The sequence below is a fragment of the Pseudomonas sp. H1h genome, from assembly GCF_000633255.1.
GTDB lineage: Bacteria > Pseudomonadota > Gammaproteobacteria > Pseudomonadales > Pseudomonadaceae > Aquipseudomonas.
The window spans coordinates 82,489-106,388 of record NZ_AYMJ01000015.1 but is presented as its reverse complement, the minus strand read 5'-3'; the positions used below and the strand labels follow the sequence as shown (position 1 = coordinate 106,388).

The 23,900-nt window shown below is 59.9% G+C and carries 20 protein-coding genes; 13 read left to right on the top strand and 7 right to left on the bottom strand.

Going from position 1 to position 23,900, the window contains the following annotated elements:
* The first annotated feature begins 22 nt into the window (after window positions 1–22).
* From U862_RS0112050 to U862_RS0112035, 4 genes are all read left to right on the top strand, one after another.
* Window positions 23–1,309 (top strand): MFS transporter, encoded by a 1,287-nt coding sequence (locus U862_RS0112050; protein WP_025110632.1) that lies wholly within the window; start codon window positions 23–25, stop codon window positions 1,307–1,309.
* A 78-nt stretch (window positions 1,310–1,387) separates the two neighbouring features.
* Window positions 1,388–2,140, top strand: a complete 753-nt coding sequence (locus U862_RS0112045; protein ID WP_025110631.1) for a 5-oxoprolinase subunit PxpA — start codon at window positions 1,388–1,390, stop codon at window positions 2,138–2,140.
* Window positions 2,137–2,841 (top strand): 5-oxoprolinase subunit PxpB, encoded by a 705-nt coding sequence (gene pxpB / locus U862_RS0112040; RefSeq protein WP_025110630.1) that lies wholly within the window; start codon window positions 2,137–2,139, stop codon window positions 2,839–2,841. The genes U862_RS0112045 and pxpB overlap by 4 nt, the downstream gene beginning before the upstream one ends.
* On the top strand, window positions 2,838–3,761 hold the full coding sequence (locus tag U862_RS0112035) for a biotin-dependent carboxyltransferase family protein (RefSeq protein ID WP_025110629.1): 924 nt from the start codon (window positions 2,838–2,840) through the stop codon (window positions 3,759–3,761). Before pxpB ends, U862_RS0112035 begins: the two co-directional genes overlap by 4 nt.
* 92 nt (window positions 3,762–3,853) lie before the next feature.
* Here U862_RS0112035 and U862_RS0112030 read toward each other — a convergent pair whose 3' ends face one another.
* From U862_RS0112030 to U862_RS0112020, 3 genes are all read right to left on the bottom strand, one after another.
* Window positions 3,854–5,032 (bottom strand): VWA domain-containing protein, encoded by a 1,179-nt coding sequence (locus U862_RS0112030; RefSeq protein ID WP_025110628.1) that lies wholly within the window; start codon window positions 5,030–5,032, stop codon window positions 3,854–3,856.
* Window positions 5,033–5,057: 25 nt separating this feature from the next.
* Window positions 5,058–5,903 carry a MoxR family ATPase gene (locus U862_RS0112025; RefSeq protein ID WP_025110627.1) on the bottom strand — a complete coding sequence of 282 codons (846 nt, stop codon included), beginning with the start codon at window positions 5,901–5,903 and terminating at the stop codon, window positions 5,058–5,060.
* Window positions 5,904–6,124: 221 nt separating this feature from the next.
* Window positions 6,125–7,201, bottom strand: coding sequence for a DUF748 domain-containing protein (locus tag U862_RS0112020; RefSeq protein ID WP_025110626.1), 1,077 nt, complete (start codon window positions 7,199–7,201; stop codon window positions 6,125–6,127).
* Between the two features lie 127 nt (window positions 7,202–7,328).
* Between U862_RS0112020 and cysK the strand changes: the two genes are divergently transcribed.
* Window positions 7,329–8,303 (top strand): cysteine synthase A, encoded by a 975-nt coding sequence (cysK, locus tag U862_RS0112015; RefSeq protein WP_025110625.1) that lies wholly within the window; start codon window positions 7,329–7,331, stop codon window positions 8,301–8,303.
* Window positions 8,304–8,487: 184 nt separating this feature from the next.
* Complete coding sequence (locus tag U862_RS0112010; protein WP_025110624.1) at window positions 8,488–9,426, top strand: aspartyl/asparaginyl beta-hydroxylase domain-containing protein; 939 nt, start codon at window positions 8,488–8,490, stop codon at window positions 9,424–9,426.
* Between the two features lie 58 nt (window positions 9,427–9,484).
* Here U862_RS0112010 and U862_RS30880 read toward each other — a convergent pair whose 3' ends face one another.
* Window positions 9,485–9,643: a hypothetical protein gene (locus U862_RS30880; protein ID WP_177327332.1), complete on the bottom strand. Its 159-nt coding sequence runs from the start codon at window positions 9,641–9,643 to the stop codon at window positions 9,485–9,487.
* A 35-nt stretch (window positions 9,644–9,678) separates the two neighbouring features.
* Entirely contained in the window at window positions 9,679–10,101 is a 423-nt protein-coding gene (locus U862_RS0112005; protein WP_371262573.1) for a hypothetical protein, read from the bottom strand.
* 557 nt (window positions 10,102–10,658) lie between these two features.
* Between U862_RS0112005 and U862_RS0112000 the strand changes: the two genes are divergently transcribed.
* Window positions 10,659–11,525: a DMT family transporter gene (locus U862_RS0112000; RefSeq protein WP_025110622.1), complete on the top strand. Its 867-nt coding sequence runs from the start codon at window positions 10,659–10,661 to the stop codon at window positions 11,523–11,525.
* Window positions 11,526–11,666: 141 nt separating this feature from the next.
* Here U862_RS0112000 and U862_RS0111995 read toward each other — a convergent pair whose 3' ends face one another.
* Window positions 11,667–12,575, bottom strand: a complete 909-nt coding sequence (locus tag U862_RS0111995; RefSeq protein WP_025110621.1) for a DMT family transporter — start codon at window positions 12,573–12,575, stop codon at window positions 11,667–11,669.
* A gap of 219 nt (window positions 12,576–12,794) precedes the next feature.
* On the opposite strand from U862_RS0111995, the gene aceK reads away from it, so the two are divergent.
* The 5 genes from aceK to U862_RS0111970 all read left to right on the top strand — a co-directional run bounded on the left by aceK (window position 12,795) and on the right by U862_RS0111970 (window position 20,912).
* Window positions 12,795–14,516 carry a bifunctional isocitrate dehydrogenase kinase/phosphatase gene (gene aceK, locus U862_RS0111990; protein WP_025110620.1) on the top strand — a complete coding sequence of 574 codons (1,722 nt, stop codon included), beginning with the start codon at window positions 12,795–12,797 and terminating at the stop codon, window positions 14,514–14,516.
* A gap of 135 nt (window positions 14,517–14,651) precedes the next feature.
* A complete protein-coding gene (gene hrpA, locus U862_RS0111985) occupies window positions 14,652–18,578 on the top strand; it encodes an ATP-dependent RNA helicase HrpA (protein ID WP_025110619.1) in 3,927 nt (1,308 codons plus the stop codon).
* 248 nt (window positions 18,579–18,826) lie between these two features.
* The gene (locus U862_RS0111980; protein WP_025110618.1) at window positions 18,827–19,948 is read left to right on the top strand and encodes a beta-ketoacyl-ACP synthase III; all 1,122 of its coding nucleotides are present in this window, start codon (window positions 18,827–18,829) and stop codon (window positions 19,946–19,948) included.
* A gap of 119 nt (window positions 19,949–20,067) precedes the next feature.
* Window positions 20,068–20,682 (top strand): RNA polymerase sigma factor, encoded by a 615-nt coding sequence (locus U862_RS0111975; protein ID WP_025110617.1) that lies wholly within the window; start codon window positions 20,068–20,070, stop codon window positions 20,680–20,682.
* Complete coding sequence (locus U862_RS0111970) at window positions 20,676–20,912, top strand: anti-sigma factor (RefSeq protein ID WP_025110616.1); 237 nt, start codon at window positions 20,676–20,678, stop codon at window positions 20,910–20,912. The genes U862_RS0111975 and U862_RS0111970 overlap by 7 nt, the downstream gene beginning before the upstream one ends.
* Window positions 20,913–21,108: 196 nt before the next feature.
* Here U862_RS0111970 and U862_RS0111965 read toward each other — a convergent pair whose 3' ends face one another.
* Window positions 21,109–22,440, bottom strand: coding sequence for a putative porin (locus tag U862_RS0111965; RefSeq protein WP_025110615.1), 1,332 nt, complete (start codon window positions 22,438–22,440; stop codon window positions 21,109–21,111).
* Between the two features lie 279 nt (window positions 22,441–22,719).
* Here U862_RS0111965 and U862_RS0111960 point away from each other — a divergent pair, with 279 nt between their 5' ends.
* Window positions 22,720–23,844 (top strand): GNAT family N-acetyltransferase, encoded by a 1,125-nt coding sequence (locus U862_RS0111960; RefSeq protein ID WP_025110614.1) that lies wholly within the window; start codon window positions 22,720–22,722, stop codon window positions 23,842–23,844.
* Window positions 23,845–23,900 lie beyond the last annotated feature (56 nt).

Here is a 23,900-nt window from a genome sequence, read left to right as displayed (position 1 = left end):
TAAAAGCCTGCGGAGACTTGCCATGCGTGCGCCCGACACCCTCGACCTCCCCAAGAGTACGGCCCGTCCCGGGCCGTTCGACTGGTATCGCAACATCAATCAGCAAGAGCGTCGCACCTTCTGGAGCTGCAAGATCGGCTATGGCCTGGACGGTATGGACACGCAGATGCTCAGCTTCGTGGTGCCAACCCTGATCGCCATGTGGGGCATCACCACCGGGCAGGCCGGACTGATTCACACCAGCACCCTGATCGCCTCGGCCATCGGTGGCTGGGTGGCGGGGATTCTCTCCGACCGCATCGGCCGCGTGCGCACCCTGCAACTGACGGTGCTGTGGTTCGCCTTCTTCACCTTCCTCTGCGGTTTCGCCCAGAGCTACGAACAGCTGTTGATCGCCCGCACCCTGATGGGCTTCGGCTTCGGCGGTGAATGGACCGCCGGCGCGGTGCTGATCGGTGAAGTGATTCGCGCCAAGGACCGTGGCAAGGCGGTGGGCATGGTGCAATCCGGCTGGGCCCTGGGCTGGGGCCTGACGGCGATTCTGTATGCGCTGTTGTTCTCGCTGTTGCCACCCGAAGACGCGTGGCGTGCACTGTTCATCCTCGGCATCGTGCCGGCGATCTTTGTGATCTTCGTCCGTCGGCTGGTGAAAGACCCGCAGATCTACCGCGAAGCCAAAGCTGCGCAAACCCCGGAGAACCCGGCAAAGTTCTACGAGATCTTCGCTCCCGGCATGCTCTTCACCACGTTCCGCGCTTCCTTGCTGACCACCGGGGCACTGGGCGGCTATTACGCGATCACCTCGTGGCTGCCGACATTCCTCAAGAACGAGCGCGGCTTGAGTGTGCTTGGCACCGGCGGTTATCTGGCGATGGTGATCGTCGGTTCCTACGTCGGCTACGTGATCAGCGCTTATCTCACCGACCTGTTGGGGCGTAAAAAGAATTTCATCCTGTTCGCCGTCGGCTCGTTCACCATCGTGCTGCTGTACACGCAGATGCCGGTCAGCAATGGCGTGATGCTGTGGCTGGGCTTTCCACTGGGCTTCTTTGCCTCGGGGATTTTCAGCGGCATGGGCGCGTTTCTCACCGAGCTGTTTCCCACGCGAATTCGGGGTTCCGGGCAGGGTTTCTGCTACAACATCGGGCGGGCGCTGGCGGCGTTGTTTCCGCTGCTGATCGGCCTGCTCAGCCAGACAGTGCCGCTGAGCGTGGGCATCGGCGCGTTCGCTGCGGTGTCGTACGGGGTGGTGATTCTCGCGGCGTTGAGCCTGCCGGAAACCCGTGGCAAGCAACTGGATGCGCAGTAACTGATAACCTGCGGGGGCAGTGCCCAACGGGCATTTGTCCTACGGATAGAAAGACAAGAAGCTACAGGAGTGTTTACCGTGAGCCGCCTGTTATTGAACTGTGACATTGGCGAGAGTTTCGGCAGCTGGACCATGGGTCTGGACGCCGAGGTCATGCCCTACATCGATTGCGCCAACGTCGCCTGCGGGTTCCATGCTGGCGACCCAGGCATCATGCGCAAAACCGTGAGCCTGGCCCTGAGCCACGGCGTGCAGATCGGTGCGCACCCGGCCTATCAGGATCTGGTCGGTTTCGGCCGTCGCTCCATGGCGTATTCCGCACAAGAGCTGCAGGACATCCTGCATTACCAGATCGGCGCGCTCGACGGGATTTGCCGGGCGCAGGGCGGACGGGTCAGCTACGTCAAACCCCACGGCGCGATGTACAACGACATGATGGCCAACCCGGCGCAGTTGCGCGCAGTGATTCAGGCCGTCGCCGCTTACGATCGCAGCTTGCCGCTGATGCTGATGGCCACCCGCGACAATGCTTCGGCGCAACAACTGGGTGACGAATACGGCGTGACGCTGTGGTTCGAAGCCTTCGCCGACCGCGCCTACGACAGCGCCGGCAAACTGGTTTCGCGGCAACTGCCGGGCGCGGTGCACCACGATCCGCAAACAATCATCGAACAGGCCCTGACCATCGCCCGTGGCGGCGATCTCGTCGCCAGTGACGGCAGCGCGTTGCACCTGCAGGCCAACACCTTGTGCGTACATGGCGACAACGCCAGTTCGGTGGTCGCGGTGCAGCGCATTCGCGAGGCCCTGAATCAGCAGAGCGCGCCATGAATCCACGGATTGAAGTGGTGGCCCTGGACTGCCTGATGCTGCGCCTGTTCGATGAAATCGCCGAAGCCAATATGCCGTGGATGCTCGCCGCCAGTGAGCGCCTGCGGGCAGCGTTCGGCGCGCAGTTGATCGACTTGGTGCCGTCCTACACCACGTTGATGGTGCATTACGACCTGACCGCGTTGAGCCCGAATCAGGCCCGTGAATTGATCGCGCAAGCGCTGATCGACCTGTCGCCAAATGCGCGCACCGGCGGTCAGTGCCATGTGTTGCCAGTCTGGTACGACCTCAGTGTCGGCCCCGAATTGAGCTTGTTGGCGCAGCGCAGCGGTCTGGCGGTGGAAGAGGTGATCCGCCGTCACAGCGCGCGTGAATATCAGGTGTTCGCCCTCGGTTTTGCTCCAGGGTTCGCTTTCATGGGGCTGGTGGAAGAGCAACTGGCCGCGCCGCGTCTGGACACTCCACGCAAGAAGGTCGCGGCCGGCAGCGTCGGCATCGCCGAACGGCAGACCGCGGCTTACCCGGTGGTATCACCTGGTGGCTGGAACCTGATCGGCCGCACGCCAGCGAAACTGTTCGACCGCAATCGTGACGGCTACAGCCTGATGCAGCCCGGCGACACCGTGCGCTTCGAAGCGGTGAGTCACGCCGAATTCATCAACCTTGGCGGCGACGACACACCGCTGGAGGTGCTGGCATGAGCCGACTGTTGATTGAAGCGAGCACAGCGCTGTGTTTGTTGCAGGACGCCGGACGCTTTGGCGTGCGCCATTTGGGTGTAACCCAGGGCGGCGCAGCGGATTGGCGTTCGATGAGTTGGGCCAACTGGTTGCTGGGCAATGGCCTGGATGTGCCGGTGATCGAAATCACCCTCGGCGGGTTTGCCGTGGTTGCGCAGGAGGATTGTTTGCTGGCGCTGGCCGGCGCGGATCTCGGTGCGCAAATCGATGGGCAGGCGCTGGCGCCGTGGCGCAGTTTCAAACTGAGCAAAGGGCAGACGTTACGGTTCACCCAACCGCTGCTCGGTGCCCGGGCATATCTGGCGGCCCCCGGCGGCTTTGACGCGCCGCAGGTACTGGGCAGCAGTGCAACGGTGGTGCGCGAAGAACTTGGTGGTCTTGATGGTCTGGGATTGCCGCTGACCAAAGGGGCGACGCTGAACTATCGCGGCGAAACGCTGCAGGTGCGTGAAGTACCGGTAGCGTTGCGACCGGATCTGAAACTCGATACGCCGCTGGATCTGGTGCTCGGTGCACAGATCGGTCAGTTCAGCGGGCAGAGTCTGTTTGATGTGTTCAACAGTCAGTGGACGCTCGACAGTCGCGCCGACCGCATGGGCATTCGGCTGTTGGGCAAGGCGTTGCAGTATCAGGGCCGGCCGATGATTTCCGAGGGCATTCCCTTGGGCGCGGTGCAGGTGCCGCCGGACGGGCAGCCGATTGTCTTGCTCAATGATCGGCAGACCATTGGTGGGTATCCGCGGTTGGGGGCGTTGACGCCGTTGGCGCTGGCGCGGCTGGCGCAGTGCCTGCCGGGGGCGCAGGTGCGATTAAGGCCGGTGGTACAGGAAGTCGCGCACCGGGAGCACGTCGAGTATTTGCAGCGTTTTCGAAATAGCTAAGCGCTTCGCGAGCAAGCCCGCTCCCACACTGGAATGCATTCCAATTGTGGGAGCGGGCTTGCTCGCGAAGAGGCCATCACTGCTAACGAAGGTTATTTGGAAAGAAACCGCATCCCTTCTTCCAACCCGCGAAGGGTCAGCGGATACATCTGGTCCTCGATCAGATCCCTCACGATATTGGTAGACGAGGTATAGCCCCACGTGTCCTTCGGATACGGGTTGATCCAGATGAGTTTCTTGTACTTTTCCATGAAACGCTGCATCCACACATAACCCGGCTCTTCGTTCCAGTGCTCGACGCTGCCGCCGGCCTGGGTGATTTCGTAGGGCGCCATGGCGGCGTCACCGATGAAAATCACTTTGTAATCGGCGCCGTACTTGTGCAGCAGGTCCTGGGTTGAAGTGCGCTCGGAGGTGCGGCGCATGTTGTTCTTCCACACCGATTCATACACGAAGTTGTGGAAGTAGAAATACTCAAGATGCTTGAACTCGGTCTTGCAGGCCGAGAACAGCTCTTCGCAGATCTTCACGTGCGCATCCATCGAACCGCCGATGTCGAACAGCAACAGCAGCTTCACCGTGTTGCGACGCTCGGGACGCATCTGGATATTCAGCAGACCGGCGTCCTTGGCGGTGTGGTCGATGGTGCCGTCGATGTCCAGCTCTTCCGCCGCACCCTGGCGAGCGAATTTGCGCAGACGACGCAGCGCGACCTTGATGTTGCGCGTACCCAGTTCCACCGAGTCGTCGAGGTTCTTGTACTCGCGCTGATCCCAGACCTTTACCGCTTTGCCTTGGCGCTTGCCGGCATCGCCGACCCGAATGCCTTCCGGGTTGAAACCGCCAGAGCCGAATGGGCTGGTGCCGCCGGTGCCGATCCATTTGTTGCCGCCGGCGTGGCGTTCCTTCTGTTCTTCCAGACGCTTCTTGAACGCTTCGATCAGCTTGTCCAGGCCGCCGAGGGACTGGATCTGCGCGCGCTCCTCATCGCTCAGGGAGCGCTCGAACTCCTTGCGCAGCCAGTCTTCGGGGATCAGCGCCTGCAAGTGATCGTCGAGTTTTTCCAGGCCATTGAAGTAGGCGCCGAACGCGCGGTCGAACTTGTCGAAATGCCGTTCGTCCTTCACCAGGATCGCCCGCGACAAGTAGTAGAACTCGTCCATGTCGGCGAAGGTCACGCGCTGTTTCAGCGCGTTGATCAGGTCGAGCAGTTCGCGCACCGAAACCGGCACCTTGGCTGCGCGCATTTCATTGAAGAGGTTGAGCAGCATAACGATGGCCCCTGCTTACAAGTGCTTAGCGAGAGCCACGACGGCTCATGAACGCCAAGCGCTCAAGCAGTTGCACGTCCTGTTCGTTCTTCACCAGCGCACCGGCCAGTGGCGGAATGGCTTTGGTCGGATCGCGCTCGCGCAGCACGGCTTCGCCGATGTTGTCGGCCATCAGCAGCTTCAGCCAGTCGACCAGTTCCGAGGTCGACGGCTTCTTCTTCAGGCCCGGCACCTTGCGCACATCGAAGAACACGTCCAGCGCTTCACTGACCAGATCCTTCTTGATGTCCGGGTAGTGCACGTCGACGATTTTCTGCAGGGTGGTGCGGTCCGGGAAGGCGATGTAGTGAAAGAAGCAGCGGCGCAGGAAAGCGTCCGGCAGCTCTTTCTCGTTGTTGGAAGTAATGATGATGATCGGGCGCTTCTTGGCCTTGATGGTCTCGTCGATCTCGTAAACGTAGAACTCCATCTTGTCGAGTTCTTGCAGCAGGTCGTTGGGGAACTCGATGTCGGCCTTGTCGATCTCGTCGATCAGCAGAATGACGCGCTCTTCGGACTCGAAAGCCTCCCAGAGTTTGCCTTTCTTCAGGTAGTTGCGCACATCGTGGACTTTTTCATTGCCCAGTTGCGAGTCGCGCAGACGGCTGACTGCATCGTACTCGTACAAGCCCTGATGGGCCTTGGTGGTGGATTTGATGTGCCAGGTGATCAGCTTGGCGCCGAACGATTCGGCCAGTTGCTCGGCGAGCATGGTCTTGCCGGTGCCCGGTTCGCCCTTGACCAGCAGCGGCCGCTCCAGGGTGATGGCGGCGTTGACCGCCAGCTTCAGGTCATCGGTGGCGACGTAGGCCTGGGTGCCTTCGAACTTCATCTGCTAATCCTCGAACGGTAACGCCGACCTGCGCGGGCAGGGCGGGGGCGAAAAAATCGGATGCACCGACTATAACGCGCAGCCCGGTCGACTGTGAACGCAGACGGCTTATTCAGTCTCTGAATGGGGCGTCACATGTTGACTCGGTTTCGGCCTGATGCCGAACATCGCCCTGGCGAGGATTCATCCCCGGTGGCTGCGAAGCAGCCCAAACGTCAAAACTAACCTGCATCCGGCTTCGGCCGCTCATACCGGGCATTGAATGCTTGTATGAAACCATTGCGCAAAATCTGCAAAAACGCTTCGAACGCGCTGATATTTTGCTGGTGCACGTTGCCGCTGAGTTCGACCTTGGTGGCGAACTGGTTTTTCGCCTGGTTCTTCAATACGGTTTCCGAGCCGCCGACGATGGCCTCCCAGACTGAGCGGAAGATGCTCTTGTCCTTGTTTTCCACATCCTGCTGCCAGTTGAACACTTCGACGTCGCGCAGCAGCGGTTTGATGTAGCCGCTGACCTGGGCTTTTTTCGCCTGGGCTTCGATAACCACGTCGCCGTGGCCGGCGTTGAAATCAAACTTGCCGTAGGCCGAGGCGAAGTCGTTCATGCGCTTGAGTTCGATATCGCGGGCGCGCAGGCGGAACTGGAAGTCCTCGAAGTTGCTCAGCGGGTCGAAAGTCGCAGTGCTTTCCAGCGGTGCCTGGCCAAGCAGTTTGGCCTTGCCTTCGAAACGGGCGTCGCGCTTGCCCTGTTTGTCGACCACGTTGGTCAGGTTATAGATGCTGGCCTCGACGCTGGTGGCGTTCATGTTGACCGGCGGCTTGGAATTGAAATTGCGGAAACTGATTTTGCCCTCATGAATCTGCACTTCGTCGAGGGTAATCGGCAGCAGTTTGCCCAGTTGCGCGCGCCAGTCGGTGCCTTTACCGGTCTGGGAATTCTGCTTGTTGGCCCCGCCATCGACGAAGTTGACCTCGGGATTGAAGAACTTCACCTGCGCCACTACGGCATGGTCGTACCACAGCGAGTGCCAACTGACTGCCAGATCGATCACGGGCGCGTTGACGAACGGCACCGGCACCTTGCCGTCGACCTTGACGATTTTCAGCCCGTTGATCTTGTAGGCGCCGCGCCACAAGGCCAGATCGACGTCGGTGATCTGGCCCCGGTAATCGCCCATGTCCGCCAGTTTGTCGTTCAGGTAGTCACGCACCACGTAGGGCAGGGCGATGTGCAGGGCAATCAGCAACACAACGACGACGGCGAAAATCCCTAATGGCCAGCTGTAGCGACGCTTCATGGCGGCAATTCCCGAACGATGTAAGCGATTGACTGTTGCGTGACGCAGACGTTCGACCCGACTGGACTGCGCCAGGCAACAGGCATACCTTGGAAGGCTGAATTCAACGCTGCATAAGGACCCAGCCATGAGCCGTATTTTCGCTGACAACGCCCATTCCATCGGCAACACGCCGCTGGTGCAGATCAACCGCATCGCGCCGCGTGGCGTGACTATCCTGGCCAAGATCGAGGGGCGCAACCCCGGTTACTCGGTCAAGTGCCGGATCGGCGCGAACATGATCTGGGACGCCGAAAGCAGCGGCAAACTCAAGCCAGGCATGACCATCGTCGAGCCGACCTCCGGCAATACCGGTATCGGCCTGGCCTTTGTTGCGGCGGCCCGTGGCTATAAATTGATGTTGACCATGCCGGCCTCGATGAGTATCGAACGGCGCAAGGTGCTCAAGGCGCTGGGCGCAGAGCTGGTCCTGACTGAACCGGCCAAGGGCATGAAAGGCGCGATCGAGAAGGCCGCCGAAATCGTTGCCAGCGATACCGGCAGATACTTCATGCCATCGCAGTTCGATAACCCGGCCAACCCGGCGATTCACGAAAAGACCACCGGTCCGGAAATCTGGAACGACACCGATGGTGCGGTGGATGTACTGGTAGCTGGCGTCGGAACCGGTGGAACCATCACCGGCGTTTCGCGGTATATCAAGAATACCCAGGGCAAGCCGATTCTGTCGGTGGCGGTGGAACCCGTGTCATCGCCGGTGATCAGCCAGGCACTGGCAGGCGAGGAGATCAAGCCGAGCCCGCACAAGATTCAGGGGATTGGCGCCGGTTTCGTGCCGAAGAACCTCGATCTGTCGATGGTCGATCGGGTAGAGCAGGTCACCGATGACGAGTCCAAGACCATGGCGCTGCGCCTGATGCAGGAAGAAGGGATCTTGTGCGGTATTTCCTGCGGCGCGGCGATGGCTGTAGCGGTACGACTGGCAGAGACTCCGGAAATGCAGGGCAAGACCATCGTGGTAATTCTGCCGGACTCCGGGGAGCGTTATCTGTCGAGCATGCTGTTCAGCGATTTGTTCACTGAACAGGAGAACCAGCAGTAAGCGAATTGATTCAGATCAGCCGGAGTTCAGGATCGTTATGCTAATAAATGCTTTGTTGCGCAATTCTTAACACTGAATCTTGGGTTGGGCGGGTTTTGCCCGAGGCCGGTAGTGTTTATCATGGCCGGCTGCCATGCCGAGTAATGGGCCTTGCGCAGCGTTGTCTTTATTCAAGGAGTCGTTGATGACCTTTTCGTTAGCCGCCAAGGTGTTGGTGTTGCTGCTGTTTGTGGGCAGCATCCTCTATGTGCATTTGCGCGGCAAGGCGCGTTTGCCGGTCCTGCGTCAGTTCGTCAACCACTCGGCGCTGTTCGCTCCGTACAACGCCCTGATGTACCTGTTCTCCGGCGTGCCGTCCAAACCGTATCTGGATCGCAGCAAGTTTCCGGAACTGGATGTGCTGCGCGACAACTGGGAAACCATTCGCGACGAGGCCATGCACCTGTTCGACGAGGGCTACATCCGCGCCGCCGAGAAGAACAATGACGCCGGTTTCGGCTCGTTCTTCAAGAAGGGCTGGAAGCGTTTCTACCTCAAGTGGTACGACAAACCGCTGCCGTCGGCCGAAACCCTGTGCCCGAAAACCGTGGCGCTGGTCAGTGCGATTCCCAACGTCAAAGGCGCGATGTTTGCGCTGTTGCCGGGTGGCAGCCACTTGAACCCGCACCGTGATCCGTTTGCCGGCTCCCTGCGTTATCACCTGGGCCTGTCGACGCCGAACTCCGACGATTGCCGGATCTTCGTGGACGGTCAGGTCTACGCCTGGCGTGACGGTGAAGACGTGATGTTCGACGAGACTTACGTCCACTGGGTCAAGAACGAAACCGAACAGACCCGCGTCATCCTGTTCTGCGACGTCGAACGCCCGCTGAGCAATCGCCTGATGACCCGCATCAACCGCGCCATCAGCGCTTGGCTGGGTCGTGCCACCGCTCCGCAGAATCTTGATGATGAACGCGTCGGCGGGATTAACCAGGCTTATGCCTGGAGCAAGAACTTCAGCGACAAGTTCAGCGGCGTGGTCAAGCAGTGGAAGCGCCGTAATCCGAAGGCCTACCGCATCCTGCGCCCGATTCTGGCAGTGGTGGTGCTGACGCTGTTGGGGTATTGGCTGTTTGGTTGAGGCTGGATGCTATAACTAAAAAAACCGCTCGTATGAGCGGTTTTTTATTGTCTGTGAGTCAACGGCGTCCAGCGAGAACGTTGGGTTCGTCTTCAATGCCTGTAATCAGCAACTGCAGAAAGCGCCGCTGATTGGCTGATAGCTCGGAGGAGACAATTTTGTCTTCCGTTTTGATTGATCTTTTCTTGGTGGGGGATTTCTTGACTGATTTGCGCATGCTCCCTCCCTCATTGTTCATTACTTGAACTGTTTTCACGATACGTTACTCTCCACTGCGAGGACAAGACGACCTTCCAAATCAAATTTGAAGCCAAGCTTTGTATAAACAGGAATTGCTCCCTGCATTGGCTCCTGGACTTCAATGAAGTTGCTGCCAATTATTTGGGCGAACTCATCGATGACCATCATCGCCAGGGTCCCGATACGATTCTTTAGCGGGTGAGAATCTCCGGGTCGCCCCTCCAATCGTACGATTCGAATACGTTGGCGGCTTTTGTTCGGATTGACGAAACACAGTCCGCACAGCTGTTCTTCAAACCAGATCGCGATATCCAGGGACAGGGGTTCTCGTGACTTCCATGCAGCAACCTCTTGCCAGCAAAAAAGTGGATTCTCCCAAAGTTCAAACGCGTTCAGTGCTATGGCATCGATGGGTTCGAAGCGTACTTTCGACAAGTCTTGTCCCGCTGGTAGCTGTAATAGAGCTTTGGCGATGCTTGCCTGTTTCCTGGCCTGCGACCTGTACAGTTGATAGCGCAGATAACTCCGTTCCCTTGGCATGTGATCTCGAGCATTCCCTGTCTCCCCATCAATGGGCGTAGCCGTTGCTCATCAGCCTATGCGCCTGCTATCGAGCTGTCCCTGCTGGCCCTTTGGCCAAACCGTTGCAATCCATGTCCGGCGCTGGTTATAGTCGGCGCTGGTGAATCAGAGGATTCACATCCCAACCCCCTCAAAAAAGATCAGTGCCAATGCCTGCATCCCTCATCAACGCGGTAGTCGATTCAGCGGTCAACGCTGGCGTCGTGTCGTGCGGGAATCAGCAGCCTGGACAGATCAGTCATTACCCTCCACCTGTCAGTAGCACGCCGGTGTGCGCAGTCGTATCACCGCCGGGCGTTGGCGTTTCGGGCTGATCGGCGTTCTCTGCCGACCCCTGCGCCCGCCAGAAAAAACCTACTGAATTTCAGCTTTGGCTGAGTTGGCTTTTTGCCTGACTACAGGTGGTATTCATGTTTGTCCTTTCGAAAAAGTCCGCGCTCGCGGCGACGTCCACGAGCCTGTTCGTTCTGCTGTGGAGCAGCGGGGCGATTTTCTCCAAATGGGGCCTGGCCCACGCTTCGCCCTTTGCCTTTTTGCTGATTCGCTTTGTAATCGCCCTGTGCGGGCTGCTGCTGTTGGCGCCTCTGCTCAAATTGAAGTTGCCCAAGGGCGGCAGGCCGATGCTGTATGCGATCGCCACCGGGGTAGTGCTGTTGGGGGCTTACCAGATTTTCTATCTGCTGGCGCTCAACACCCGAATCACGCCTGGCGTGATGGCGACCATCATGGGCGTGCAACCGATCCTCACGGTGGTGCTGATGGAGCGCCAGCGTTCGGCGAGCCGAATGTTCGGTCTGGCCCTGGGCCTGGCCGGTCTGATCATGGTGGTTTACCAGGGGATCGGTCTGGCGGGCATGTCCTGGCAGGGCATGCTGTTTGGCTTGCTGGCGCTGGCGAGCATGACCCTGGGCTCGATCATGCAGAAACGCATCACTGAAAATCCCCTCGGTACGCTGCCGGTGCAGTACCTGTCCGGACTGCTGTTGTGCGGGATTTTCGTGCCGTTTCAGCCGTTCCACTTTGAACACGGCGCAGGTTTCATCGTGCCGGTGTTGTGGATGGGGCTGGTGGTGTCGGTGCTGGCGACACTGTTGCTGTATCGCCTGATCGCCCGGGGCAATCTGGTGAATGTCACCAGTCTGTTCTATCTGGTGCCGGCGGTGACGGCAGTGATGGACTATCTGATTTTCGGCAATCGCCTGGCGGCGTTGAGTGTGCTGGGGATGCTGCTGATCATCGTTGGTCTGGCGTTTGTGTTCCGTAAATCTGCTGGATAAACGCAAGTGGGCCAGGCATTTCCAGTGTCTGGTCCGGCCTCTTCGCGAGCAAGCCCACAGGGTCAGCGCCAATTTGAAAATGGCGCATCACCCTGTGGGAGCGGGCTTGCTCGCGACGACGGACTGATCAACGCCGCAAAATCATCGGGCTGTCGCTGCAGAGGGCTTCACCACCGCAGGCTTGAGCACCAGCCACAACGCCAGCGCAATCAACACCCCGCCATACAGGTGAGCCATCGACAACGGTTCATCCAGCAACAACGCCCCCCACAACACGCCGAACGCCGGGATCATGAAGGTCACGGTCATCGATTTGACCGGGCCGATGGAGCTGAGCAGGCGGAAATAAATGATGTAGGCGAACGCCGTGCAACCCAGGCCCAGGCCCAGCAGCGACAGCCAGACATTCCATCCGCCCCAGCTTGTTGGTGGTGCGGTGATCACGCTGTAGCCGAACAGCGGCAATAGAAACAGCGAGGCGCCGAGCATGCTGCCCACGGCCGAGAGGCGACTGTCGAGCCCACCGCTATGATCCAGCCAGCGCCGCGTGAGAAATCCTGCGAAACCATAACAAGTGGTGGCAAGCAGGCAGGCGAGGGCGCCCATCAGCAATTGCATGTCGAAGGCCACCGGCCCAGCACGCGTCAGCACACCGACACCGAACAAGCCGAGGAACACCCCCGCCAGTTTGGCGACAGTGAGCTTTTCACTGAAAAACAGCCCGCCAATCAACACGCCCATCAATGGCGTGGTGGCATTGAAGATCGCCGAGTAACCGGCCGGCAACACTTGCGCCGCCACCGAATACAGCGTTGCCGGAATCCCCGAGTTGATCACGCCCAGCAACATCACGGTTTTCAGTTTGCCCTTGAAATCCCAGCTGATGCGCATCAGGCCGAGAATCACCAGCAAGCCCACGGCAGCAATCGACACCCGAAAGAATGCGGTCGGAATCGTGCCTATCACCGGCGCAATGATGCGCATGAACAGGAAGCTTGCGCCCCAGATGGCTGCCAGCGACAGCATGCGGAAAATATCGACAGCGCTCACGATGGCACTCCTTCCTTGATCGGGACGAGAGTGTTGCCGAGCGCTCAGGCAATGGCAACCGCTAATCGGGCATTTAATTACGCACGCGGTTTTACCCACGGAAAAATCCGGCGATGGACGCCAGTGCTTGGCTTTTGGCAGAAATTGCACTTCACCTGCACACGGTTCCGTGGCTAAGCTCAGGCACAGATTTCCACTTGTACGCCGAGGTCTCAACCTATGCCGCAGCAATGGCCAGCCACCGATATCGCCCGCATGATCCTCGATGGCTTTGACGATTACCGCGAGCATTTCCGGCGGATCACCGACGGTGCGCGCGAACGCTTCGAGCAGGCGCGCTGGCAGGAGACGCAGACCGCGTCGGCTGCGCGGATCAACCTTTACGAGGAAAAGGTCGGTGAAACCATTGCCCGCCTGCGCGAGCACTTCGACGATGAGACGCTGATGAATGTCAGTTGCTGGCCGCTGGTGAAAAGCGCCTACATCAGCGTGATCGACCTGCGCTTTGATGATGAACTGTCCGAGACCTGGTACAACTCGATCTTCTGCGGGCTGTTCAGTCATGATCTGATCAGCGACGGCTGCATGTTCATCCACACCACCCGCCCGAGCCTGCGCCGCGCCCGGGCCGCGCAAACCCGTACCTACAAGCCGCAGGGCCAGTTGTCATCGATGCTCGCGAGCATCTTTGCCGACTATCGCTTCAGCGAGGATTACGCCGACTTGCCGGGCGATCTGCAGCGCCTCGAAGCGCAGTTGCGCGAGAACCTGCCGGATTGGGTGTGCAAGGATCCGGAGCTGGCCGTCGAGCTGTTTTCCTCGGTGCTGTACCGCAACAAAGGCGCCTATCTGGTCGGGCGCATCTACACCCGCGACGAACAATGGCCGCTGGTGATTCCACTGCTGCACCGTGAGGGCCGCGGGATCCAGATTGATGCGTTGATCACCGACGAAGCCGATGTGTCGATCATCTTTTCCTTCACCCGCTCGTATTTCATGGTCGATGTGCCGGTGCCGGCGGAATTCATCGGATTTCTGCGGCGCATCCTGCCGGGCAAGCACATCGCCGAGCTGTACACCTCGATCGGTTTCTACAAGCACGGCAAATCCGAGTTCTACCGCGCGCTGATCAATCATCTGGCCAACACAGATGATCAGTTCATCATGGCCCCCGGCGTGCGCGGCATGGTCATGAGCGTGTTTACCCTGCCGGGCTTCAATACCGTGTTCAAGATCATCAAGGACCGCTTCTCGCCGTCGAAAAACGTCGACCGGGCAACGGTCATCGAAAAGTACCGATTGGTGAAAAGCGTCGATCGGGTCGGGCGCATGGCCGATACCCAGGAGTTCGCCGACTTCCGTTTTCCGCTGAGCAAGTTCGATCCGGCGTGCCTTGAAGAACTGCTTGAGGTCGCGCCGTCGACGGTCTCGGTCGAAGGCGATACGGTGCTGATCCGCCACTGCTGGACCGAACGGCGGATGACCCCGCTCAACCTTTATCTGGAAAACGCCAACGAGGCGCAGGTGCGTGAGGCGTTGGAGGATTACGGCCTGGCGATCAAGCAACTGGCGGCAGCGAACATCTTTCCCGGCGACATGCTGCTGAAGAATTTCGGCGTCACTCGGCACGGGCGCGTGGTGTTCTATGACTACGACGAGATCTGTTTCCTGACCGAAGCCAACTTCCGCCATATCCCCGCGCCGCGTACACCGGAGGACGAAATGGCCTCGGAGCCGTGGTACTCGATCGGGCCACTGGATGTGTTTCCCGAGGAGTTTCCACCGTTTTTGTTTGCTGATTCGGCGCAACGCAAGCTGTTCGATCAGTTACATGGTGAGTTGTATAACGCCGATTACTGGAAGAGTCTGCAAGAGGCGATTCGTGCGGGGAAGGTCATCGATGTGTTCCCGTATCGGCGCAAGGGCCTGGACAACGAATAACAGCAGCGATGAGCGGCACGCTACAAGCCTCAAGCCGGAAACTGATTTAACTTGCCGCTTGTAGCTTGCCGCTTGTAGCTGCTTTTCTGCGACAATCGGCCCCCTGCATAAACAGACGACCGAATTGCGTACCCGATGACCGACGAATCGCCCTCCATCGACAAACTGCTGAAAAACCTTGATCACGCCATGCTCGCCGACCGTCACCGGCTGCGGCGGCAGTTGCTTGAGCTGCGCAAGAAACCCGACGAGGCCAAACTGGCCCAGTGGGTGGCGCGCATGCAGGCGTCCTGTGACCAGGTGCTGGCCCGCAAGGCCAGCCTGCCGGTGATTCGTTACGACGACAGCCTGCCGATTGCCGCCAAGCGCGATGAAATCAAGGCTGCGCTGGAGAAGCATCAGGTACTGATCATCGCCGGCGAAACCGGCTCGGGCAAAACCACTCAGTTGCCGAAAATCTGTCTGGAAATCGGTCGCGGTCAGTACGGTCTGATCGGTCACACCCAGCCGCGTCGAATCGCTGCACGCAGCGTCGCCAGTCGGGTTGCCGAAGAGCTTGGTACACCGCTGGGTTCGCTGGTCGGCTATCAGGTACGTTTCGAGGATCAGAGCGACTCCAACACCCTGATCAAGCTGATGACCGACGGCATTCTGCTGGCGGAAACCCAGAACGACCGCTACCTCGAACGCTACGACACGATCATCGTCGACGAAGCCCACGAACGCAGCCTGAACATCGACTTTCTGCTCGGTTATCTGAAAACCCTGCTGCCGCGTCGTCCGGACCTGAAAGTCATCATCACTTCGGCGACCATCGACCTGGAGCGCTTTTCCAGGCATTTCGATGGGGACGGCCTTTGCGGCGCGCCGATTGTCGAGGTCTCCGGCCGCACCTTCCCGGTGGACACCTGGTATCGCCCGCTGACCCTGGAGCAGGACGAAGAGGGCAACCGTGTCGAGGACGACCTGACCGTGGATCAGGCGATTCTGGCCACCCTCGACGAAATCGCCGCGTACGAGCGCAGCGAACGCCGCAGCCCTGGCGATGTGCTGGTGTTCCTGCCGGGCGAGCGCGAAATTCGCGACGCCGCCGACATGCTGCGCAAGGCCCAGCTCAAACATACCGAAATCCTGCCGCTGTACGCGCGTCTGTCGCCGGCCGAGCAGCAGCGGATTTTCCAGTCACACCCGGGGCGTCGTGTGGTGTTGGCGACCAACGTCGCCGAGACCTCGCTGACCGTGCCGGGCATCCGTTACGTGATCGACAGCGGCACCGCGCGCATCAGTCGCTACAGCTACCGCGCCAAGGTGCAGCGTCTGCCGATCGAGGCGATTTCCCAGGCCAGCGCCAACCAGCGTAAAGGTCGCTGCGGCCGGGTTGAACCGGGTATTTGCGTGCGGTTGTACAGCGAGGAGGATTTCCTCGGCCGTCCGGAATTTACCGATCCGGAGATTCTGCGCACCAACCTTGCCGCCGTCATTTTGCAGATGCTGCACCTGCGCCTCGGCGAGATCACTGCTTTCCCGTTCATCGAACCGCCCGACGGCAAGGCGATCAGCGATGGTTTCAACCTGCTGCAAGAACTCTCGGCGGTGGACCGCAACAGTCAGCTGACCCCCCTGGGTCGCCAGTTGGCGCGCCTGCCGGTGGATCCGCGCATGGGGCGCATGTTGCTCGAAGCGGCCAGGCTCGGCAGCCTGCAGGAAGTGTTGATCGTCGCCAGTGCGATGTCGATTCAAGACCCGCGCGAGCGTCCGCCGGAGCGTCAGCAAGCTGCGGATCAGGCGCACGCGCAATGGAAGGACACTGATTCGGACTTCGCCGGGCTGGTCAATCTGTGGCGTGGCTTTGAAGAGCAGCGCCAGGCGCTGACCGCCAGCCCGCTGCGCAATTGGTGCCGGAAGAATTTCCTGAACTACCTGCGCCTGCGCGAGTGGCGTGACTCCCATCGCCAGTTGAGCCTGATCTGCCGCGACATGCAGCTGAGCCTCAACAAAGAACCAGCGGATTACCCGAAACTGCACAAAGCGGTGCTGGTCGGCCTGCTCAGCCAGATCGGCCAGAAAACCGAGGACGGTGATTACCTCGGCGCCCGTCAGCGGCGCTTCTGGATTCATCCCTCGTCGGGCATCGGCAAGAAGCGTCCGCAATGGCTGATGACCGCCGAACTGGTGGAAACCACCAAGCTCTACGCGCGCATGGTCGCCAAGATCGACCCCGACTGGATCGAGCCGCTGGCCGGGCACCTGATCAAGAAGAACCACTTCGAGCCACACTGGGAGAAGAAGCGCGGCCAGGTCGTGGCGTACGAGCAGATCACCCTGTTCGGGCTGATCGTGGTCGGCCGCCGCCCGGTGCATTACGGCCCGGTGGATCCGGTGGTCTCGCGCGAGCTGTTTATCCGCGAAGGCTTGGTGCGGGGCGAAATTCAGTCAAAAGCCAAGTGCCTGACGGCCAACAAACAGTTGCTTGAACAGCTCGACGAACTGGAAGCCAAGGCTCGTCGTCGTGACATTCTTGCGGACGAAGAAACCCTCTACGCGTTCTACGATGCGCGCTTGCCGGCGGAGATTCACCAGACCGCAACCTTCGACAGTTGGTATCGGGTCAACAGCCAGAAAGACCCGCAACTGCTGATCATGCGCGAGGAAGACGTGCTGGCCCGCGAGGCCAGTGAAGTCACCGCACGCGACTATCCGGACACGCTGCACATCGGTGATCTGGAACTGGCCCTCAGTTACCACTTCGAGCCCAATCATCCGCGCGACGGCGTGACCCTGCGCGTACCGGCGCCGCTGTTGCCGATGCTGCCGCCGGAACGTCTGGAGTGGCTGGTGCCGGGGCTGATCGAGGCCAAGTGCATTGCCCTGGTGCGCAACCTGCCGAAGGCCTTGCGCAAGAACTTTGTGCCGGTGCCGGACTTCATCAAAGCGGCGTTGCAGCGCATGACCTTCGCCGAAGGTTCGTTGCCGCAGGCGCTCGGTCGCGAGCTGCTGCGCATGACCGGTGCGCGGGTCAGCGATGAGGCGTGGGTGGAAGCCGCGCAGCAGGTCGAAAGCCATTTGCGGATGAACCTGGAAATCGTCGACGGTCAGGGCAAGTTCCTCGGCGAAGGCCGGGATCTGGCCGAGCTGACCGCACGTTTCGCCGAGGCCAGCCAGGCCGCGTTGGCCGTACCGCAAAGTGCGAAAAGTCAGCAACCGGTGGAGGCCAAGGTCTTCGCCCCGGTGGCGGAGAAGACTCAACAGAAGATCGCCGGGCTGTCGATGACGGTGTATCCGGCGCTGGTGGAAGAGGGCGGTACGGTCAAGGAAGGGCGTTTCTCGACCCCGGCAGAAGCCGAGTTCCAGCATCGCCGTGCCTTGCAGCGTCTGCTGATGCAGCAACTGGCCGAGCCGGCGAAGTTCCTGCGCGGCAAGTTGCCGGGCGTTACCGAGCTGGGCTTGCTGTACCGCGAGCTGGGGCGGGTCGATGCGCTGGTCGAAGACATTCTGCTGGCCAGCCTCGACAGCTGCATTCTGGAAGGCGAAGACCCATTGCCGCGTGACGGTGTGGGTCTCGCCGCATTGGCCGAACGCAAGCGCGGCAGTTGGACCGAGCACGCCGAGCGCGTGGCGCGGCTGACGCTGGAGATTCTCAAGCTGTGGCACGGTCTGCAAAAGCGCTTCAAGGGCAAGATCGACCTGGCTCAGGCCGTGGCCCTCAACGATATCAAGCTGCAACTCAGCCATCTGGTCTACCCGGGTTTTGTCCGGGAAACGCCGATGCAATGGCTCAAGGAGTTGCCGCGTTATCTGAAGGCCGTCGAGCAGCGTTTCGAGAAACTGGGCGCGCAGGTGCAGAAGGATCGCGTATGGAGCGGCGAACTGGCCGGTCTCTGGAGCCAATACCAAACCCGCGCCGCCAAGCATGCTCAGGAAGGCAAGCGCGATCCGCAGCTTGAGTTGTACCGCTGGTGGCTGGAGGAGTACCGGGTTTCGCTGTTCGCTCAGCAGTTGGGGACGAAAGCGCCGATCTCGGACAAGCGGCTGAGCAAGCAGTGGAGTCAGGTCGAGGCCTGACACACCGCAATCGCGAGCAGGCTCACTCCTACAGGGAAATGGGGTGGTGCTTGAGAATGGCGCCAAAACCTTGGGTTTATGGCAAACTTCGCGACCATAAATGCCGTTTTCGCGACCCAGAGCCTTCAGCGAGGTCACAAACGGCAATATAAAGATGCCAGGTCAGCGTCCTCGGACGGGAATAGACCCATTGTGTGTTGGTACGTCGGTGCCAGCGCTTTCTGCCTGAACAGATTAGAGAAACGACCATGCATAACGTCGTCATCAGCGGCACCGGCCTGTACACCCCGGCCAACAGCATCTCCAACGAAGAGCTGGTGCAGTCTTTCAATACCTATGTCGCGCAGTTCAACGCCGACAACGCCGAAGCCATCGCCAGCGGTGAAATCCAGGCGCTGACCGAATCCAGCGCCGCGTTCATCGAAAAGGCCTCGGGCATCAAGAGCCGCTTTGTCATGGACAAGGACGGCATTCTCGACCCGCAACGCATGGCTCCGCGCCTGCCGGAGCGTTCCAACGACGAATGGTCGGTACTCTGCCAGATGGCCATCGGCGCTGCCGAACAGGCGCTGCAACGTGCCGGCAAGACCGCCGCCGACATCGACGGCGTGATCGTTGCCTGCTCCAACCTGCAGCGCGCCTATCCGGCCATCGCCATTGAAGTCCAGGAAGCGCTGGGCATTCAGGGTTTCGGTTTCGACATGAACGTGGCGTGCTCCTCGGCGACCTTCGGCATTCAGGCTGCGGCCAACAGCGTGCAACTGGGCCAGGCCCGGGCGATCCTGATGGTCAATCCGGAAGTCTGCACCGGTCACCTGAACTTCCGCGACCGCGACAGCCACTTCATCTTCGGTGACGCCGCGACTGCCGTGATCATCGAGCGTGCCGACCTGGCGACGTCCAGGTACCAGTTCGACGTGGTCAGTACCAAACTGCTGACCAAGTTCTCCAACAACATCCGCAACAACTTCGGCTTCCTCAATCGTGCGGCGGAAGAGGGCATCGGTGCCCGCGACAAACTGTTCGTGCAGGAAGGTCGCAAGGTGTTCAAGGATGTTTGCCCGATGGTCGCGGAATTGATCGGCGAGCATCTGCAGGAAAACCAGCTCAACGTCGGTGACGTCAAGCGTTTCTGGCTGCACCAGGCCAACCTGAGCATGAATCATCTGATCGTGCGCAAGCTGCTGGGCCGCGAAGCCACTGAAGAAGAGGCGCCGGTGATTCTCGACACCTACGCCAACACCAGCTCCGCCGGTTCCGTGATTGCCTTCCACAAGCATCAGGATGACCTGGCTGCCGGTTCGCTGGCCGTGCTGAGCTCGTTCGGCGCCGGTTACTCGATCGGCAGCGTGATTCTGCGCAAGCGCTGAGTTCGCCACAAAAGATCGCAGCCTGCGGCAGCTCCTGCACTGACGGTATTGATCCGCCGTTGTAGGCGCTACCGCAGGCTGCGATCTTTTGCTTTCGACCATCTGAAAACGAGGTGTGAATGGCCGCAACGGACGACACCCAACTGCTCGAGCGCCTGTTGGCCGGTGAGCAAAAAGCCTTCAAGGAACTGGTCAGCACTTACCAGAGCGCCATGCGCGCCGTGGCGTATGCCATCGTCGGCCAGCGTCATGTCGAAGAAGTGGTGCAGGACGCCTGGTTGTCGGTGGTGCGCCATATCGGTGGCTTCGAGGGCCGCTCCAGCCTCAAGACCTGGCTGCTGACCATCACCGCCAACTCGGCCAAGAGCCGCTACAAGCAGAACCGCCGCGAAGTATTGATGGATGACCTGCCTTCGCCGCACGGCACCATCGATGACGATCGCTTTTCCCCCGGTGACGGCCATTGGCTGGTGGCGCCGTTCGCCTGGCATCAGGACACGCCGGAAGCCTTGCTCACCGAAAGCGAATTGCGCGATTGCCTGGAACACACCTTGCTCAGCCTGTCGGAACTGCAAAGCAGCGTGTTGCTGCTGCGCGAGCGTCAGGGGCTGGAGCTGGAAGAGATCTGTAATCTTCTGGAGATCTCGCTCTCCAATGTCCGTGTGCTGCTGCATCGTGCGCGGCTGAAAGTCTTCGCCACGGTGGAGCATTTTGAGGAGACCGGCGAATGCTGACCTGTAAAGAGCAAGTGGCGCGCTCCAGCGATTATCTCGATGGCCAACTGAGCTTTCGCGAGAAACTGATGGTGCGTCATCACCTGATGTTCTGCCCCAACTGTCGGCGATTCATTCGCCAGATGCGTTTGATGCAGGCCACGCTGAAAGCGATGCCGCAGAAACCTGAAGAGGGTGTGGATGCGCTGGCCGAAAGTCTGGCCGAGCAACGGCGCAAGGACCGTTCCTGAAAAATGATGTGTGGCGAGGGCGCTTGCTCCCGCTGGGACGCTCAGCAACCCTCGCTTTACTTAGAAGCAGAGGACTGCTGTGCACTCCAGCGGGAGCAAGCTCCCTCGCCACAGGGTCGCGCAATAGCCCGGCGCGGACGAAACGAACGGATGATGGGGATCGTCCCGCCCGCATCAGGCTATAAGGTGACGCTTTTTAGAACTTCGCTTCGGCATCCAGTTGCAGCGTGTTGATGTCGGAGTCGGTCTTTTTCAGGCTGGCGTTGGTGTAGTCCGAGTTGGCCATGAAGTAGGTCGCGCCCAGAGTGAAGTTCTTGTCCAGCTCGTAGCTGACTTTCAACTTGCTGCCGCGCGAACCGGTGTAGCCGTTGGCGAAGTCGGAGTCGGTGAAGGCACCGACCACCGCGTTACGCTGCACGTCGCGGTAGTTGTAGTCGATCCCGAAGCCATAAACCTTGGTCTTGACGCCGGCCAGCCAGCCAGTGTCCTGGTCGTTGCTGGCGTCTTTGTTGTTGACGTACTGACCGTAGATCGACAGCGGAACGGGCAGGTTGGCGATGTCCAGCTGACCAAAACCTTCATACAACTTGAAGGTTTCGTTCGGGCTGTTGCCATTGACCGCCAGGGCGCATGGCGCAGTAACGGTGCCGGTGGTCGGGCAGGCGCTGTCCTTGTCGTTGTCGTAGGAATAGATACTGCCGCCCAGGGTCAGTTTGAGGCTGTCGGTCAGTGCAAAGCGACCGCCCAACTGGCCGGCGTACAGACGCAGGTCGTGCTTGAACTGCACGCCTTCGCCGTCGACGTTGTCCTTGAGGGTGTAATGACCGGCGCTACCGAACAGCTCGGTGCTGCCGCTCAGCGGGTACTTGTAAGTGACGGCCAGACCTTCCGGGTTGATGTCGCTGTCCCAGATGATGTCGCCCATGCTGACCCAAGGCTGGTTCATTTTACCGGCGATCAGGTGCAGGTTCTTGATCGCGTCAGGGTGGTAGTCGACGTAACCCTGGTCGAGCCAGATCTGTTTCTTGTCGAAGTAGTTGTTCAGGTCCTGGTTGGTCGAGCGGGCATCGTCGCTGCTGCCGGTGGCGATACGGATACCGGTGTCCACCTGCGGGTTGATTTCGGTGTAGGCACCCAGGCGGGCACGAATGCGCTGACGGTCCTGGTCCTTGCTGTTCGGCACGCCATCGTTCTTGACGGTCTCCTGACGGAAACGCACATCGCCCTTGAACTGGGTCTTGGCAGCCCAGGCGAGTTTCTGGTCGAAGGAACTCAGCTCGTTGGTTTTCTTCGCGGTTGCCGCGATTTGCTCGTTGGTCTCTTGCTGCGCCTGCTGCGCGATTTGCTGAGCCTTCTGATCCTTGGCCAGTTCAGCTTGCAGTTCAGTGTACTGAGCCTGAGAAATGGAACCGTTGGCCTTGAGCATGTCGAGCAGTTTGGCGTCGACTGCAGCACTGGCCGGAACGCTCATGGCCAGCAACAGGCCACCGCACAGGGCCGCCGCAGTTTTCGTGGAAGCAAGACGCATAGCAATCTCCGAAGATGAGAGGGGATGGCTGAACCATCCTGGGCACACCGACGCGCACGTCGGAAAACAGTGTCCGGGTAGAACCCGGCGCTCTAAAAACAGGAGCGAGTATCGCGATGGTTTATGACAGAGCAGTGGCTAAGTGATGTCATGTCGATGACGATACAAAGGCGGCGTGAACTATTGAGCCAGAGCGCTGTCGGCCGATTGAGCGTGTGCAATGGTTGCCGATCAGCGATACTCGCGGGGCTTTGACGCCAAGATGTGGAGAGCCAGTTGATGCCGTTGCAACGTCTGCAAAACCTGTCAGAAATCGCCCCGACGACATGGGATGCGCTGGTGCCCGAGAACCAGCCGTTTCTGCGGCATGCGTTCCTGAGTGCACTGGAAGACAGTGGCAGCGTCGGCCCCCATACCGGTTGGCAGCCTGAGCATTTGCTGCACCTGGAAGACGGGCAGTTGATCGCGGCGCTGCCCAGCTATCGCAAGTGGCATTCCTACGGCGAGTATGTGTTCGATCACGGCTGGGCCGATGCCTGCGCCCGAGCCGGCATCGATTACTACCCCAAGTTGCTGACGGCGGTACCGTTCAGTCCGGTCAGTGGCCCGCGACTGTTGGCGGTGAATGTCGAGGATGGTTTCGAACTGCTCAAGAGCCTGCCGGGTTATCTGGAAATCGAAGAACTTTCCAGCGCGCACATCAATTTCACCGACCCGTTCACCGACGCCGCCATGGCCGAGCAGCCGGGCTGGCTGCAGCGCATCGGCTGTCAGTATCACTGGCAGAATCGCGGTTATCGGGACTTCCAGGACTTTCTCGACCGGCTCAGTTCGCGCAAGCGCAAGCAGATGCGCAAGGAGCGCGAGCAAGTGGCGGGGCAGGGCTTCGAATTCGAATGGCTGGAGGGGCGTGAGCTGGACGAGTCGCAATGGGATTTTGTCTATGCCTGCTATGCCAACACTTACGCGGTGCGTCGGCAGACGCCGTACCTCACGCGCGAGTTTTTCAGTCTGCTGGCCGAGCGGATGCCGGAGTCGATTCGGGTAGTGCTGGCCAGACAGGATTCACGGCCAGTGGCGATGGCCTTCAGTCTGGTGGGAGGCGACAGCTTCTACGGTCGCTATTGGGGCTGCCTGGCCGAGTTCGACCGGCTGCATTTCGAGACCTGTTTCTATCAGGGCATGGATTACGCGATTGCCCAGGGTTATCAACGCTTTGATGCGGGTGCCCAAGGTGAGCACAAACTGATTCGCGGTTTTGAACCGGTGATCACGCACTCGTGGCATTACCTGCGCCATCCTGGCCTGAAGGCAGCGGTCAAAGACTTCCTACACCAGGAGCGCGCCGGCGTATTGGCCTACGCCGAGGAAGCCAGAACAGCCTTGCCCTACCGGCAAACATAGATCCCCTGTAGGAGTGAGCCTGCTCGCGATAGCGGCCTGTCTGCCAGTGATGAGCT

Bases quoted from the DNA above. Each gene is read 5' to 3' on its own strand.
- U862_RS30880 (WP_177327332.1), bottom strand. From the start codon at position 9,643: ATGCGCAAATCAGTCAAGAAATCCCCCACCAAGAAAAGATCAATCAAA.
- U862_RS0112010 (WP_025110624.1), top strand. From the start codon at position 8,488: ATGACCTTTTCGTTAGCCGCCAAGGTGTTGGTGTTGCTGCTGTTTGTG.
- U862_RS0112025 (WP_025110627.1), bottom strand. From the start codon at position 5,903: ATGAAGTTCGAAGGCACCCAGGCCTACGTCGCCACCGATGACCTGAAG.
- U862_RS0111975 (WP_025110617.1), top strand. From the start codon at position 20,068: ATGGCCGCAACGGACGACACCCAACTGCTCGAGCGCCTGTTGGCCGGT.
- U862_RS0112035 (WP_025110629.1), top strand. From the start codon at position 2,838: ATGAGCCGACTGTTGATTGAAGCGAGCACAGCGCTGTGTTTGTTGCAG.
- hrpA (WP_025110619.1), top strand. From the start codon at position 14,652: ATGACCGACGAATCGCCCTCCATCGACAAACTGCTGAAAAACCTTGAT.
- U862_RS0111960 (WP_025110614.1), top strand. From the start codon at position 22,720: ATGCCGTTGCAACGTCTGCAAAACCTGTCAGAAATCGCCCCGACGACA.
- U862_RS0112000 (WP_025110622.1), top strand. From the start codon at position 10,659: ATGTTTGTCCTTTCGAAAAAGTCCGCGCTCGCGGCGACGTCCACGAGC.
- cysK (WP_025110625.1), top strand. From the start codon at position 7,329: ATGAGCCGTATTTTCGCTGACAACGCCCATTCCATCGGCAACACGCCG.
- aceK (WP_025110620.1), top strand. From the start codon at position 12,795: ATGCCGCAGCAATGGCCAGCCACCGATATCGCCCGCATGATCCTCGAT.
- U862_RS0111980 (WP_025110618.1), top strand. From the start codon at position 18,827: ATGCATAACGTCGTCATCAGCGGCACCGGCCTGTACACCCCGGCCAAC.
- pxpB (WP_025110630.1), top strand. From the start codon at position 2,137: ATGAATCCACGGATTGAAGTGGTGGCCCTGGACTGCCTGATGCTGCGC.
- U862_RS0112020 (WP_025110626.1), bottom strand. From the start codon at position 7,201: ATGAAGCGTCGCTACAGCTGGCCATTAGGGATTTTCGCCGTCGTCGTT.
- U862_RS0112050 (WP_025110632.1), top strand. From the start codon at position 23: ATGCGTGCGCCCGACACCCTCGACCTCCCCAAGAGTACGGCCCGTCCC.
- U862_RS0111970 (WP_025110616.1), top strand. From the start codon at position 20,676: ATGCTGACCTGTAAAGAGCAAGTGGCGCGCTCCAGCGATTATCTCGAT.
- U862_RS0111965 (WP_025110615.1), bottom strand. From the start codon at position 22,440: ATGCGTCTTGCTTCCACGAAAACTGCGGCGGCCCTGTGCGGTGGCCTG.
- U862_RS0112030 (WP_025110628.1), bottom strand. From the start codon at position 5,032: ATGCTGCTCAACCTCTTCAATGAAATGCGCGCAGCCAAGGTGCCGGTT.